Genomic DNA, 14,549 nt, shown 5'->3' on the forward strand with positions numbered 1-14,549 from the left:
ACCAGGGTAGCCGCGGCCGCGGCCGGTGGTCAAAACAGGACCGCGTGCGACGGGTCACTCGCCGGCCATCGCCCGATGATCGCACGGGTCCTTGATCACGCCCGCTCGAGAACCTCCTCACCCACCTGCTCGAGCCCCACCCCCGCCGCAGCACGCACGCGCCGCGTGAGGTCGTCGAGCGTCGGCGTCGACAGCGCCCAGTGCTGCCAGTGCAGCGGCACGTCGAGGTGCGTCCCGGGGCTGATCTCGACGAGCGCGCCCGTCGCGAGCAGGTCCTGCACCGCGCTGCGCGGCGCGACGCCCCACCCCAGGCCCGCGACGATCGTCGCGACGTACGCACCGTTGGACGGCACCCGGTGCGCGCGCAGCGGGACCCGGCGCCCGACGAGCAGCCGCGCGAACCTGTCCGGGAGCGCGTCCTGGCGGTTGAAGGCGACGGCCGGCACGCGCTCGAGCGCGTGAGCGAGCGCAGAACCGGACGAGAGGCTGCCCGAGGAAGCCCTCCTGGACGACGGCCCGACCGCGTCGAGCGCGCCCTGCCAGCGATCCGGGGCCACGACGCCGACGTACCGCATCGCCCCGAGCGGCAGCACCCGGCACCCCTGCACCGCGGCGCTGTCGGCCGTGACCGCCGCCATGACCGTGCCGTCCCGCAGCAGGCGCGCTGAGTGGTCCTGGTCCTCGCGCCACAGGTCGACGAGCACGTCGTCGGGCAGGTGCTCGAGAGCCGTCGGGAACCACGTCGAGAGCGAGTCGGCGTTGACCGCGACGGGGAGCGTCGTCGGACCGCCGGCGCTCGCGCCTCCGATCGCCGCTCGCGCGTCCCGCTCGAGCAGGTCGAGCTGACCTGCGAGCCGCACGAGCACCTGACCCGGCTCGGTCGCCGCGCACGGGCGTGAGCGACGCACCAGGACGCTGCCGACCGACTGCTCGAGCGCCTTGATCCGCTGGCTCACCGCCGAGGGCGTGACGCCGAGGACGAGCGCCGCGGCGTCGAAGCTGCCCTCCGCGACGACGGCGGCGAGCGCGCGCAGCTGGTCGGGATCCACCTGAACAACTCTAATGCTCGATGAGGAACATTCGTTGTACTTCACCGCCGGATCGCCCTACGGTCGGCCCGTGCTCTCCTCCCTCGTCGCCGGCTTCCTCACGTCGCTCGGCCTCATCGTCGTGATAGGCGCCCAGAACGCCTTCGTGCTGAGGCAGGGCGTGCGGCGCGAGCACGTCGGCGTCGTCGTCGCGATCTGCGCGGCGTCGGACGCGGTGCTCATGGCGGTCGGGGTCGGCGGCCTCGGTGCCGTGCTCGAGCACGCCCCGGCCGTGGTCACCGTGACGCGATGGGCCGGCGCCGCCTACCTGCTCGTGCTCGCGGTCGCCGCGGCGCGGCGCGCGTCCCGCGCGGAACGGCTCGTCCCCGCCGAGGGCGTCGGCGCGTCGCTGCGCACGGTCGTCCTCACGCTCGCCGGCGTGACGTTCCTCAACCCGCACGTCTACCTCGACACCGTCGTGCTCGTGGGGTCGCTCGCGCACCAGCACCCCGCGGCGTGGGGCTTCTGGGCGGGCGCGGCCGCCGCGAGCGCGACCTGGTTCACCGCGCTCGGGTTCGGCGCCACCCGGCTCGCACCGCTCTTCGCGCGCCCGGTCTCCTGGCGGGTGCTCGACGGGTTCGTCGCGCTCGTGATGCTCGCGGCGGCGGTGTCGCTCGTCGCCGCATAGCCCCACCGGAAGCCGTACCCGGCGCCCGACGGCTCAGCGCACGCGCTGCACGCGCGCGACGTCCCACACGGGTTCGGGCGTCTCGACGACGGAGCCGTCCGCCCCGAACACGAGGAACCTGTCGAACGTGCGCGTGAACCACCGGTCGTGCGTGACCGCGAGCACGGTCCCCTCGAACGCCGCGAGCCCGGCCTCGAGCGCCTCGGCGGAGTGCAGGTCGAGGTTGTCGGTCGGCTCGTCGAGCAGCAGCAGCGTCGCGCCGCCCAGCTCGAGCAGCAGGATCTGCAGGCGCGCCTGCTGACCGCCCGAGAGCGTCTCGTAGCGCTGCTCGGCCGCCTCGACGAGCTCGTACCGGTCGAGCGCCTTGCTCGCCTGCTCGCGCCCCATCCCGGCGCGGTGGGTGTCACCGCGGTGCAGGATCTCGAGCAGCGTGCGGCCGACGAGCTCGGGGTGCGCGTGGTTCTGCGCGAACCAGCCGGGGCGCACGCGAGAGCCCAGGACCACGCGCCCGGTGTGGCGCACGGCCGCGACGGGCGTCTCGCCCGCGGGCTCGTGCTCGGGCCCCGGGTCGCTGCCGCCCGCGGCGAGCAGCCGCAGGAAGTGCGACTTGCCCGAACCGTTGGAGCCCAGCACCGCGACGCGCTCACCGAACCACACCTCGAGGTCGAACGGCCGCATGAGCCCGGTGAGCTCGAGCCCCTCGGCGACGACCGCACGCTTGGCGGTCCGACCGCCGCGCAGGCGCACCCGGACCTGTTGCTCGCGGGCCAGCACCGCGGGCGGTCCGGCCTCCTCGAACTTGCGCAGGCGCGTCTGCGCGGCCTGGTAGCGCGAGGCCAGCCCGTCGTTGAAGGCAGCCTTGTTCTTGAGCGTGAAGACGAGCTCCTTGAGCTTGGCGTGCTCCTCGTCCCAGCGCCGCAGCAGCTCCTCGAGCCGCGAGCGCCGCTCGTCGCGCGCAGCGTGGTACGTGGCGAACCCGCCCCCGTGCACCCACACGGACGCGCCCACGGCGGTCGGCTCGAGCGTCGCGACCTGCGTCGCGACGCGAGCCAGCAGCTCACGGTCGTGGCTCACGAACAGGATCGTCTTGTCGCAGCCGACGAGCCGCTCCTCGAGCCAGCGCTTGGTCGGGACGTCGAGCGCGTTGTCCGGCTCGTCGAGCAGCAGGACCTCGTCGGGGCCTCGCAGCAGCGCCTCGAGCACGAGCCGCTTCTGCTCTCCTCCGGACAGCGTGCGGACCTCGCGGTCCTGCGCCCGCTCGAACGGGATCGACAGGACCGCATCGGTCACGCGGTCCCAGCCCGCCTCGGCCTCGTAGCCACCGACGTCCGCCCAGTCGACGAGCGCCTGCGCGTACCGCATCTGCGCAGGCTCGTCGTCGACCGTCATGATGCCGAGCTCCGCCGCCGTGAGCTCGGCGGCCGCGTCCCGGACCGCGGGGGACGCGAGCGACGCGAGCAGGTCGCGGATCGAGCGGTCGTCGTCGACGCGGCCGATGTCCTGACGCATCACCCCCAGGCCGCCGCTGCGGACGACCGACCCCTCGTGCGGCTGCTCGTCCCCCGCGACGATCCGCAGCAGGGTCGACTTGCCCGCGCCGTTCGGACCGACGAGCGCGACGCGCGCCCCGTCGCCCACCCGGAAGGTGACGTCGTCCAGCAGCGGCCGCCCGTCGGAAAGGACGTAGCCCACGCCCCCGATGTCGATGTGTCCCACGGCGACGAGTGTGGACCGTCGACGTCCCGGACCCGAAACGCATATGTCACCCACGCGGGGCTCAAGCCGCACGGCCCGGCCGTCGATGTCACCGGTACCCGAGCCGCTGGAGGTCCGCCGTGCGCCGTCCGTTCGTCACCGCCGTCGTCGCCGTGGCGCTGCTCGCAGGTACTGCCGCTCCCGCGCTCGCGTGCGACCCCCCGGGTGCCACGAGCACGACGACGTCGCACGCCGCGGTCAAGGCGAAGGCCGCCAAGACGTACAAGAGCTGCACCGCGCTCCACAAGGCCTACGCGGGCGGTGTCGCCAAGAGCTCCAAGGTGCACAACACCAAGACCTCGCACGGCAAGAAGGTCCGCGCGTCGTCCCGGTACGCGCCCAAGGTGAGCGCGGCGCTGTACGCGGCGAACAAGAAGCTCGACCGCGACAAGGACGGCATCGCCTGCGAGCGGTGAGCACCGCGCGCTCGGTCGGTCGTGCGGTCGTGTCGTGCGGTCGGTCGTGCGGTCGGTCGTGCAGCGGTCGCGTGGCGGCCGGGCGCGCGTGGTGCGAAGGTCGAGCCATGAGCGAGGACACCCCCGGGACGACGACCGACGCCGAGCTGGGCAGCGAGGGCGACACCGACCAGCTGCCGCGCGAGGACACCCTGGTCGACCGCGGCGTCGACGACCTGCTCGACGAGGGCTACAGCCCGCCCGAGCGGGACACACGCGCGCACTACGGCGAGACGCCGTGGGAGGAGCGCCACCGCGAGACGATCGACCAGCGCCACCAGCAGGAGGAGCCCGAGGTCTGGGAGCGCCGGCCTCGAGTCGACGGCGACCGCGAGGAGCTGCGCGCGGGCCGGCTGGTCGAGGACGACGACGCCGTCGATGCGGGCGGCACCGACTCGTTCGCGCTCGACGCGGGCGTCTCGGGCGGAGCCGCGAGCGCCGAGGAGGCCGCGGTGCACCTCGTCGAGGAGGAGTACGTCGACGAGGACGCGTACGCGGACGACGACGAGGAGTAGGGCCCGGCTCAGCCGCGCACCGACCGCCGGATCACCGCCTTCGCCGCCTCGACGAGCAGGAACACGCCCGCCGCTCCACCGACGGTGATCGCCCAGTCGCGCGCGCCGATCGCGGCGGAGTCGAACCAGTCGTGCATGAACGGCGCGTAGGTGAACACCAGCTGCAGCACGACGAGCGCACCCGCGGCGACCCACACCAGCCGGTTGCCGACGAGCACGCGCCACGTGAGGCTCGTCGACCCGAGGAACCGGCAGCTGAACAGGTACGCGAGCTGTGCCAGGGCCAGCATCGCCACCGCCGAGGTCTGGGCGCGCGCGTCGTCCGAGCCCAGGTGGTCGCGCTCGAGCACGTAGACCCCGAGCGTCGCGGCGCCGATGACGACCGACGCGAACAGCACGAGCACGAGGGCGCTCGGGGAGAGCACGTGCTCACGGGGTGAGCGCGGCGCGCGCGTCATGATCCCGCGCTCCGCGGGCTCGCCCGCGAGCGCGAGGGACAGCGTGATCGCGGTGACCAGGTTGACCCACAGGATCTGCACCGGGGTGAGCGGCAGCGACAGCCCTGCGAGGACCGCGACCAGGATGACGAGCGACTGCGCGCCGTTCGTCGGCAGCAGGAACGCCACCGACTTGCGGATGTTGTCGTAGATCCGCCGCCCCTCCTCGACGGCGCGCTCGATGGTCGCGAAGTTGTCGTCGGCGAGCACGATGTCGGCGGCCTCCTTGGTGGCCTCCGTGCCCTTGATGCCCATCGCGATGCCGATGTCCGCGCGGGTCAGCGCGGGTGCGTCGTTGACGCCGTCGCCCGTCATCGCGACGACCTCGCCGTGCGCCTGCAGCGCGCGCACGATGCGGATCTTGTGCTCGGGCGAGGTCCGCGCGTACACGTCGACCGACCGCACCCGGCGACGCAGCTGCTCGTTGGTCATGGCCTCGAGCTCGCCGCCGGTCAGCACCTCGACCTCGTCGTCGCTCTGCGGCCCGTCACCGGCGACGATGCCGAGCTCGCGCGCGATCGCGAGAGCGGTGCCCGCGTGGTCGCCCGTGATCATCTTGACGCGGATGCCCGCGCGGTGGCAGTCGGCGATCGCCGTGACGGCCTCGGGCCGCGGCGGGTCGACGATCCCGACGACGCCCAGCAGCTCGAGGTCGTGGACGTCGTCCCCCGCGAGACCGGTCGCGTCCGGCTCGGCGCGGTGCGCGGCGGCGAGCACGCGCAGGCCCTGCGCGCCGAGCTCGTCGACGACCGCGTCCCACCACGCCCGGTCCAGGGGGACGCTGCCCTCGTCGGTGCGCTGCCGCGTGCAGCGGTCGAGCAGCCGGTCGGGGGCCCCGAGCGCGTGCACGTGACGCGCGCCGTCCGCCGCCTCGTCGAGCGTCGCGGAGAACTTCGTCGCCGAGTCGAACGGCACCTGGGCGATCCGCTGCGCGTCGGGCGCGGCGCCCGCCTTGAGGGCGAGGACCGTGAGGGCGGCCTCCGTGGGCTGGCCGACGATGCCCCAGCGGCCGTCGTCCTGCACGACGCGCGCGTCGTTGCACAGCGCCCCGGCGGTGACGAACGCCGCCAGGTCGAGGTGCGACGCGAGGTCGGCGTCGGAGCCGTCGGAGCCGCGCACCGCGCCCGTCGGCTCGTACCCGAGGCCCTCGACGGAGTAGCGGCCCGACGCCGTGACGACCGTGCGGGCCGTCATCTCGTTGCGCGTGAGCGTCCCGGTCTTGTCGGAGCAGATCGTGGTGACCGACCCCAGACCCTCGACCGACGTGAGCCTGCGCGTGATCGCGTTGCGGCGGGCCATCTGCTGCACGCCGAGCGCGAGCGTCACCGTGACGAGGGCGGGCAGGCCCTCCGGGACCGCGGCGACCGCGAAGCCGATCGCCGCCGACACGAGCTCGTCGAGCGCGAAGCTGTGGATCAACCGCCCGATCACCAGCATCACGGCGGCCATCACGAGGATGAGGAGGCTCAGCTGCTTGCCGAGGTGCGCGAGCTGGCGCGTCAGGGGCGTGTCGAGCTCGTCGACCTCCGCGACGAGCGTCTGGATGCGCCCGATCTCGGTGCCCGACCCCGTCGAGGTGACCACGCCCTCACCCCGGCCCGCGGTGACGATCGTGCCCGAGAACAGCATCGACGACCGGTCACCGACGCCGGCGTCCGTGCCGACGGCCTCGACCGCCTTGTGCGCAGGCACCGACTCGCCCGTGAGCGCGGCCTCCTCGACCTGCAGCGCGGCGGCGGACAGCAGGCGCAGGTCCGCCGGGACGCGCGCGCCGGGTCCGACGCGCACGACGTCACCGGGCACCAGCTCGTCGGCCGGCACCGTGCGCCACTGCCCGTCCCGCCGGACGTCGGCATCGGGCGAGAGCATCGTCGCGATCCCCGCGAGCGCCTTGTCCGCACGCCCCTCCTGGACGAAGCCGACGACCGCGTTCGCCACCGCGACCACGAGGATGACCGTGAAGTCCACCCACTCGCCGAGGATCGCCTTGAGCACCGCGGCGGCCAGCAGGATGTAGATGAGCACGTCGTCGAAGTGCGCGAGGAACCGCAGCACCGGGTTGCGTCGCGGCGGGTCCGGCAGGCGGTTTTGCCCGACCTCGACGAGCCTGCGTGCCGCCCGGTCCTGCGACAGCCCCTGCGGGGTGCTGCCGAACGCGTCGAGCACCGCCTCGGGCGGCTCGGCGAACGCGAGCACGGCTGTCGGTGCCGGGCCGGACGTGACGGTCATGCGGTGTGCCTCCTGGACGAGCGGGTCGGGCGAGTCGATGTCCCGGTGCCCAGACTGGCCCCGATCGAGGTCCGATGACCAGGGCGAAGGCCCTGCCTCAGCCGCAGCACCCGGCGGCCGGCGCGACGTCCGCGGCGGATGCCTCGTCGGCCTGACGTCGCGCGCGCGTCTGCTCCGTCCGTGCGGCGAGCGCGTCGTCGTCGGGGTACTCGACCTCCTCGAGCGTCAGCCCGTGCGCGGCGACCACGTGCGCCGCGGCGTCGCGTCGACGCGCCGCGAGCAGCTCGGCCGGCCATCCCCCACCGCGCCTTCCTTCTCCGACGGCCAGGCTCGCGCCGACGAGCGAGCGCACCATCGAGTGGCAGAACGCGTCGGCCTGCACGCTCGCGACCACGAGCCCTGCGTCCGGTCCGTCCTCGGGACGCGCCCACGTGAAGTGCTCGAGCGTGCGGATCGTCGTCGCGTCGGGGCGCGGCTTGCAGTACGCCGCGAAGTCGTGCAGCCCGACCAGCGGCGCGGCGGCTGCGGCCATCGCGTCGACGTCGAGCGGGCGCGCGTGCCACAGCACGTGCGAGCGGGTCAGCGGGTCGCGGGCCGCAGGGTCGTCGCACACGCGGTACGTGTAGCGGCGGCGCAGCGCCGCGAACCGCGCGTCGAACCCGTCGGGCGCCCGGGACACGCGGTGCACCACGAGGTCCGCGGGCAGCACGCCCGCCAGGCGCGTCGTGAGCGCGTCGAGGGGGTCGCGCTCGCTGCGGCCGCGAGCCGCCGCGAGGCCCTCGTCGTCCACGTCCACGTGCGCCACCTGGCCGCGCGCGTGCACGCCGGCGTCCGTGCGCCCCGCCACGACGAGCCGCGGGCCCGGCACCCCGCGAGGACCCGTGCGCAGCACGGTCGCGAGCGCGTCCTCGAGCGTGCCCTGCACGGTGCGCAGGGCAGGCTGCCGCGCCCATCCCGCGAAGTCGCCGCCGTCGTAGGCGAGGTCCAGGCGCAGGCGGGTCACGCGCCCACGCTAGCCGCTGCGATGCCCGTGGCCGCGGCGCGCCTGCCGCTACCGTGTCACCGTGCCCGCGCATGCACCGTTCACGCTCGCCGTCGACTGCGGCGGAGGCGGCATCAAGGCGTCCGTGCTCGACGCGGGCGGCACGCTGCACGCCCCGGCGGTCCGGGTGCCCACGCCCTACCCGCTCGCGCCGGCGCTCCTCGTCGAGACGATCCGTGGGATCGCCGCCGGCCTGCCGCGTGCGGACCGCGTCACGGTCGGGATGCCCGGCATGATCCGGCACGGAGTCGTCGTCGCCACGCCGCACTACGTCCGCCGCAGCGGTCCCCGCACGTCGGTGGACCCCCAGCTCGTCGAGGCGTGGCACGGGTGCGACGTCCGCGCGCTCGTCGAGTCCGGCACGGGGCTGCCGACGATCGTGCTCAACGACGCCGAGGTGCACGGGGCCGGCGTCGTCACCGGCGTCGGGCTCGAGGTCGTGCTGACGCTCGGGACGGGTCTCGGGTCCGCGATCTTCGACGGCGGCGTGCTCGCACCGCACCTCGAGCTCTCGCACGCACCCGCGCGCCACGGGCTCACGTACGACACGTACATCGGCCAGATCGAGCGCCGACGGCTGGGCAACGCGCTGTGGTCGCGGCGTGTCCTGCGGGCCGTCGAGGGGCTGCGGCCGGTCCTGCACTGGGACCGGCTGTACCTGGGCGGCGGCAACGCGAGGCTCGTGAGCCCCTCGGTTCTCGACCGGCTGGGCGACTCGGTCGTGGTCGTGCCCAACCAGGCGGGGATCGTCGGTGGCGTGCGCGCGTGGAGCCTTCCGCGCGGGTGAGCGACTCGCGGGGTTCGTGACGTCGGCCCGTACCCGCGCTCAGGCGTGCGCGTCGACCTCGTCGGCGGCCCGCAGCAGCACACGCGTGAAGGCGACCGGCGCCGTGACGCTCACCAGGTGCGTCGCACGCGGCACGACGACGAGCCGGCCGTCGCGCGTCGCCGCCAGGAACCGGCGCTCCTCACCGCGGAAGTGGTCGTAGCGCCCGTTCACGAGCCAGACGGGCGCCCGCACGCGTCGCAGGTCCGCGACCGGGTCGGTGCCGCTCAGGGCGCGCAGCACGGGGACGGTCGCGTCGAGCGCCCACCCGCCCGCGGCGAGGTCGAGGGCCCCGGACGCGGGCACGGTCCGGCGCACGACGAACGCGTTGAGCCTCTCGCCGCGGTCAGGCAGCAGCCCGATCGCCCGGGCCGCCGCTTCCCACGGCCGTACCAGCGCCGCGCGCGGCCGCGTGCTGCACCCGGCCGCGACGAGCCCGGCCACCGCGTCCGGGTGGCGTGCCGCGTACCGGATCGCGACGTACCCGCCCAGCGACAGCCCGACGAGCAGCACCGGCCCGCCGAGCTCGTCGACGGCGGAGTCGACCGCGACGTCCGCCGACGCGAGCATGAACGGCTCGCGCACGTGCTCGCCGTGACCCGGCAGGTCCACCGACCTCGTCACGTGACCCGCGGCGCGCAGCGCTCGCTCCTGCTCGCGCCACATCGTCCGCGACGTCCTCAGCCCGTGCAGCAGCACCACCCGAGCGGCCATGCCGACGACGCTACGCGATCACCCGATCGGCTCAGCACATACCTGGACGAACGTGACCTCACCCGGTCCACCTGCACCGACGCCACGCACGGCCCCGTAGCGTCGGGACGCTCCCCCTCCCCCGGACCGAGGACACCTGTGCGCACTGCAGCCCCCGCCCGCCGTCTCGTCGCCGCCCTCACTGCGGCCGGCCTCGCCCTCCTCGGCGTCGCCGGCACCGCGGTCGCGGCGGACGTCGACGTCACCGGCTCGTTCACGATCGACGACTTCGCCGGCCACTCGATGGGCCCCTACGAGCTCATCAAGGGTTCGGGGATGTCCTGCGACCTGTCCGACGCGGCACGGCTCGTCGCCGGCGCGGGGACGCTCAAGATCGACCTGACGTCCATGGACTCGCGCGGCTGCCACACCAACGGCGCGCAGGTGCGCTGGACCGCGCCCACGTCGGTCGACATCAAGTCCGACGGCGCCGACCGCATCCTGCTGAAGTACCGCGACGTCGTCCCCGACCAGCCGAGCGCGATCACGTTCGGGATCCGTGCGGTCGACACGGCGGGCCGCAGCGCCTCGGTCGCCGGGCTCTCGCGCAACGGCGGCGCCGCGGGCGACATGCTCGCGATCGCGTACGCACCCCGCTACGAGGGCGACGTCTCCTACCTCAAGGCGCAGGCCGGCTTCGACTGGGCGCACGTCGAGACGGTGACGCTCACGGTCTCGACGCCCGTGTGGTCGACCCCGACGGCCGTGACGTTCGAGGGCCTCGGCTTCAACAGCGGCGACCCGAGCTACGAGCAGCCGACGGTCGGCGGACCGGGCACGCACGTGTTCACGGCCGGCCAGCAGGGGTCCGCGACGTTCTCCGTCGCGGGCTTCCCCGAGCCCGACGTCACCGTGACGGGCAAGCCGTCGTGGATGACGGTGAGCACGGCCAAGGCGTCGCACGCGACGACCGTGACGCTCTCCGGCAACCCCGGCACGAGCTACGGGACGACGACCCTGCACGTGCACGCCGACGTCGCGAGCTCGCTCACGGCCGACCGCGACCTCACCGTGCTGGTGCCCTCACCCGTGACGTTCGCGCCCGCTTCCGGCGTCACGACGACGCTGGGCGCCGCGGGCCCGGTGGACCTCGGCACGGTGTCCTCCGTCCCCGATGCGACGGTCTCGGCCGGCACGGGCCTGCCCCCGGGCACGTCGCTCGTCCTGTCCGGAACGACGCTGCGGCTCGCGGGCGCGCCGACGGCGGCCGGCGCGTACGTCGTCGGCGTCACGCTCGACAACGGGTACCGCACCGCCTCGGCGACGATCCCCGTGACCGTCAGGTCGGTGCCGACGCTCGGCAGCGTCCCGGCACAGCTGCTCGCCCGTGGGGCAGCCATCACGCCGATCACGGTCCCGCTGACCGGCTACCCCGCGCCGACCGTCTCCTCGGCGACGCTTCCCGACGGCCTGTCCGCCGCCGTCGACGGCACGACGCTGCGGATCACGGGCACGCCGACGACCTCCGGCACGACGCAGGCGTCCGTGACCGTCGGCAACGGGGTCGGGACCGCCACCACGAGCTTCGACGTACGCGTCGGCGTGCCCGCATCGCTCGACACGCCCGCCCCCGGTGCGCTCGTCGCCGGGACCCCCACGACGATCACGCTCTCGACCCACGGCGACCCGCAGGCGACGGTCTCGTCGGCCGACCTGCCCGCCGGCCTGACCGTGTCCACCGCGTCCGGCGTCACGACGATCAGCGGCACCCCGCAGCGCTCCGCCGCGGGAACCGGCACGTCGCACCTCGTCCCGTCGAACGCGCTCGGTGACGGCGCAGCGGTGAGCTGGCCGTGGACCGTGTCCGCCGCGCCGGTACTCACCGCGGCCGGCAGCGTCGTCGCGACCCTGGGCACCGCGGTCCCGACGACGACGTTCGTCGCCGACGGCTACCCGACACCGCAGCTCACGGCCACCGCCGACGACCTGCACGGGCTGACGCTCGACACGTCGGTCCCCGGCCGCGTGCGCCTGCTCGGCACCCCGAGCAGCACCGGTACGACGACGCTGCACCTCAGCGCCGACAACGGCGTGGGCGCGTCCGTCACGCGCGACGTGACCGTCACGGTGCGACTCGCCCCGACGTTCCCGTCGTCGACGACCACGCTCACGTTCGTCGCGGGCGAGGCAGGCAGCGCGTCGGTCGTCGCGGGCGGCTACGAGCGGCCCACGCTCGCGGTCGACGGCTCCCTGCCCGGGTGGCTCTCGTTCGACGCCGCGACCGGCACGTTCAGCGGCACGCCGGCCCGCACCGATGCCGGCGAGTCCTCGTTCGACCTGACCGCGACCAACGCCGCGGGCTCGGCGTCGACGACCGTCGTGGTCCGCGTGACCTCCACGCCGCGCCTCACGCTGACGACCGTCGGCGAGGTCCGTGTCAGCGGCGCCGCCGGCACCCCGACGGTCCTCGGCTCGGTCGACGGCTTCCCCGCGCCCACCGTCACGGCCGACGGCCTGCCCGCCGGGCTCTCGCTCGTGATCGACCCGGACGGGACGCTGCGCCTCACGGGCTCGACGAGCGCCGACGGCCAGGACGTCGTCGTCACGCTGCACGCGTCCAACGGTGTCGGCGCCGACGACACGGCCGGCTTCGGCCTTCAGGTGCGCGCGACCCCGCGCGTGCTCGGCCCGGTGGCGCTCACGTTGCACGTGGGCCAGGCCGCCGACGAGCAGCTCCTGCTGTCGGGCTACCCCGCACCGCAGGTCAGCTCGATCGGCACGCCCGACGGCATCACGATCGACGCCGCAGGTCACGTCTCCGGCACCCCGACCGCGACCGGCACGTCCCTGGTCCTCGTGACAGCGACGAACACGGCCGGATCGGCGTACGCCGGCGTCGTGGTCACGGTCGTCGACGACGCGGCGTTCACGACCGCGCCCGCATCTGCTCACGTGCGGCTCGGCGACCCGGTCGACACCCCGGTGCTCGCGGTCACGGGCTACCCGACTCCGACCCTCGTCGCGGCCGGCATGCCCGCAGGCCTCGCGCTGGTCGCCGACGGCAACACGTACCGGCTCACCGGCACCCCGACCGCACCGGGACGCTCGTCCGTGCACCTCACGCTGTCGAACGGCGTCGGCACCGCGGTCGAGCGCGACTGGCAGGTCGACGTCGAGGACCCGGCGGCGATCGACGTGACGCCGCACGTCACGGCGGACCTGGGCTCGGCGGTCACGCCCGTCGCGGTCGACGTCACCGGCTTCCCGCGCCCCACCGTCACCGCGACGGGGCTGCCCGACGGCCTGTCCGTGCTCGACGACGGCACTGCCGTCACGGTCGTCGGCACGCCGACCGTGGACGGCGCGTTCACCGCGACGCTCACGGCCGACAACGGCATCGGCGCCTCGGCGCACGTGCAGCTCGTGGTCGACGTCCGCTCCCCCGCGGCGTTCGAGCACGCCGACGAGGACACCGACTTCCCCGTCGGCGAGGACACCTCGTTCGTCGTCGCCGCCCACGGCTACCCCGCTCCGACGCTCACGACGAGCGCCCTCCCGGCGTGGCTGACGTTCGACGCCGCGACCGGCACGTTCAGCGGTCGCCCGGCCGCAGCCGACGCGGGCGCCGCGGACCCCGTGACCGTCACCGCGACCAACTCGACCGGCAGCGCCACGACCGTGCTCCGCATCGCCGTGACCATGCCCCCCGTCGCCGACGACACGGAGGGGACGACGAAGGTGCTCGCGGGCGACGACGTCGACGTGCTGCTGACGACGGTGCACGGCTACCCCGCACCCGTCGTCACGGCCACGGGGATGCCCCAGGGGCTGTCGCTCGACGTCGTCGGCGACGGCGTGCACCTCGTCGGGTCCAGCACCGCGCTCGGCCTGCACGACGTGACGCTGTCCCTCGAGAACCGGACCGGACCGGTGACGCTCGTCCCGTGGACCGTGGAGGTCGACGCCCCCGCGGTGGTGTCCGCGCCCGCCCAGGTCGACGTCGTGCTCGGCCACGCGGTCGACGTCGACGTCACCACGGGCGGCTTCCCCGCCCCGACCGTGACCGCGACGGGGCTGCCCGACGGGGTCGTGTGGACGGCCACCGCCGACGGCGGCACGCTCACCGGCACACCGACCGCAGCCGGACGCTGGACCATCTCGCTCACGGCGGACAACGGCGTGCAGAGCCCGGCGCGGGCTTCGGTGCTGGTCGTCGTGACCAAGGCGTCGACAGACCCGGGCACGGATCCGGGGACCGACCCGGGCACGGATCCCGGCACGGGTCCTGGCACCGACCCCGGCACGGGTCCCGGCACCGACCCCGGCACGGGTCCCGGCACCGACCCGGGCACGGATCCTGGCACCGACCCCGGCACCGCGTCCTCCACGGTGCACGTGAGCCTCTCCGCGACGACCGTCCGCGCGGGTGGGACGATCCGCGTCTCCGCGACGGGTCTGTCCGACGGGGAGCAGCTCACGGTATGGCTCCACTCGACGCCCGTGCTCCTCACGCGGGCCACCGCCGACAGCACCGGCGCCGTGAGCCTCGTCGCGCACATCCCGGTGGCCACCGAGGCCGGCACCCACACGATCATCGTGCGCGGCGCCGACGGCACCGAGGGGACCGCGACGCTGCGCGTGACGGCCGCTGCCGGGCTGGCGACGACGGGTACGGACGCGGGCCCCGCGGCCGGCCTTGCGCTCGCGATGCTCGTCGGGGGCGCCGCGGCGCTCGGATGGAGCCGCCGCCGCACGGCATGACCTGCGACCCCGTACGACCAGGGGCCCCGCACCACACGGTGCGGGGCCCCTCGTCATGCA

The 14,549-nt window shown here is 74.6% G+C and carries 10 protein-coding genes; 5 read left to right on the top strand and 5 right to left on the bottom strand.

From position 1 onward, the window contains the following. Positions 1 to 95: 95 nt before the first annotated feature. Complete coding sequence (locus AW16_RS0111730) at positions 96 to 1,049, bottom strand: LysR family transcriptional regulator ArgP (RefSeq protein ID WP_197021614.1); 954 nt, start codon at positions 1,047 to 1,049, stop codon at positions 96 to 98. 70 nt (positions 1,050 to 1,119) lie between these two features. On the opposite strand from AW16_RS0111730, the gene AW16_RS0111735 reads away from it, so the two are divergent. Further along, positions 1,120 to 1,716, top strand: a complete 597-nt coding sequence (locus AW16_RS0111735) for a LysE/ArgO family amino acid transporter (RefSeq protein ID WP_029290580.1) — start codon at positions 1,120 to 1,122, stop codon at positions 1,714 to 1,716. Positions 1,717 to 1,749: 33 nt separating this feature from the next. Here the strand turns inward: AW16_RS0111735 and AW16_RS0111740 are convergent, their stop codons facing one another. After that, entirely contained in the window at positions 1,750 to 3,432 is a 1,683-nt protein-coding gene (locus AW16_RS0111740) for an ABC-F family ATP-binding cassette domain-containing protein (protein ID WP_029290582.1), read from the bottom strand. Between the two features lie 119 nt (positions 3,433 to 3,551). On the opposite strand from AW16_RS0111740, the gene AW16_RS0111745 reads away from it, so the two are divergent. Both AW16_RS0111745 and AW16_RS0111750 read left to right on the top strand, forming a co-directional pair. Next, positions 3,552 to 3,887 carry an excalibur calcium-binding domain-containing protein gene (locus AW16_RS0111745; RefSeq protein ID WP_029290584.1) on the top strand — a complete coding sequence of 112 codons (336 nt, stop codon included), beginning with the start codon at positions 3,552 to 3,554 and terminating at the stop codon, positions 3,885 to 3,887. 107 nt (positions 3,888 to 3,994) lie between these two features. Continuing rightward, complete coding sequence (locus tag AW16_RS0111750) at positions 3,995 to 4,441, top strand: DUF5709 domain-containing protein (RefSeq protein WP_029290586.1); 447 nt, start codon at positions 3,995 to 3,997, stop codon at positions 4,439 to 4,441. Positions 4,442 to 4,449: 8 nt separating this feature from the next. Here the strand turns inward: AW16_RS0111750 and AW16_RS0111755 are convergent, their stop codons facing one another. Beyond that, complete coding sequence (locus AW16_RS0111755) at positions 4,450 to 7,167, bottom strand: HAD-IC family P-type ATPase (RefSeq protein ID WP_029290588.1); 2,718 nt, start codon at positions 7,165 to 7,167, stop codon at positions 4,450 to 4,452. A gap of 97 nt (positions 7,168 to 7,264) precedes the next feature. Continuing rightward, positions 7,265 to 8,170 (bottom strand): tRNA pseudouridine(38-40) synthase TruA, encoded by a 906-nt coding sequence (locus AW16_RS0111760; RefSeq protein WP_051681895.1) that lies wholly within the window; start codon positions 8,168 to 8,170, stop codon positions 7,265 to 7,267. A gap of 61 nt (positions 8,171 to 8,231) precedes the next feature. Here AW16_RS0111760 and AW16_RS0111765 point away from each other — a divergent pair, with 61 nt between their 5' ends. Further along, complete coding sequence (locus tag AW16_RS0111765) at positions 8,232 to 8,996, top strand: ROK family protein (RefSeq protein ID WP_029290592.1); 765 nt, start codon at positions 8,232 to 8,234, stop codon at positions 8,994 to 8,996. Positions 8,997 to 9,035: 39 nt separating this feature from the next. On the opposite strand, the gene AW16_RS0111770 is transcribed toward AW16_RS0111765, so the two are convergent. Beyond that, positions 9,036 to 9,749 carry an alpha/beta fold hydrolase gene (locus tag AW16_RS0111770; RefSeq protein ID WP_029290594.1) on the bottom strand — a complete coding sequence of 238 codons (714 nt, stop codon included), beginning with the start codon at positions 9,747 to 9,749 and terminating at the stop codon, positions 9,036 to 9,038. A 138-nt stretch (positions 9,750 to 9,887) separates the two neighbouring features. On the opposite strand from AW16_RS0111770, the gene AW16_RS0111775 reads away from it, so the two are divergent. Beyond that, positions 9,888 to 14,489, top strand: coding sequence for an S-layer family protein (locus AW16_RS0111775; RefSeq protein WP_029290596.1), 4,602 nt, complete (start codon positions 9,888 to 9,890; stop codon positions 14,487 to 14,489). Positions 14,490 to 14,549: the final 60 nt, after the last annotated feature.

The organism is Cellulomonas sp. HZM (assembly GCF_000708885.1).
Lineage (GTDB): Bacteria > Actinomycetota > Actinomycetes > Actinomycetales > Cellulomonadaceae > Cellulomonas.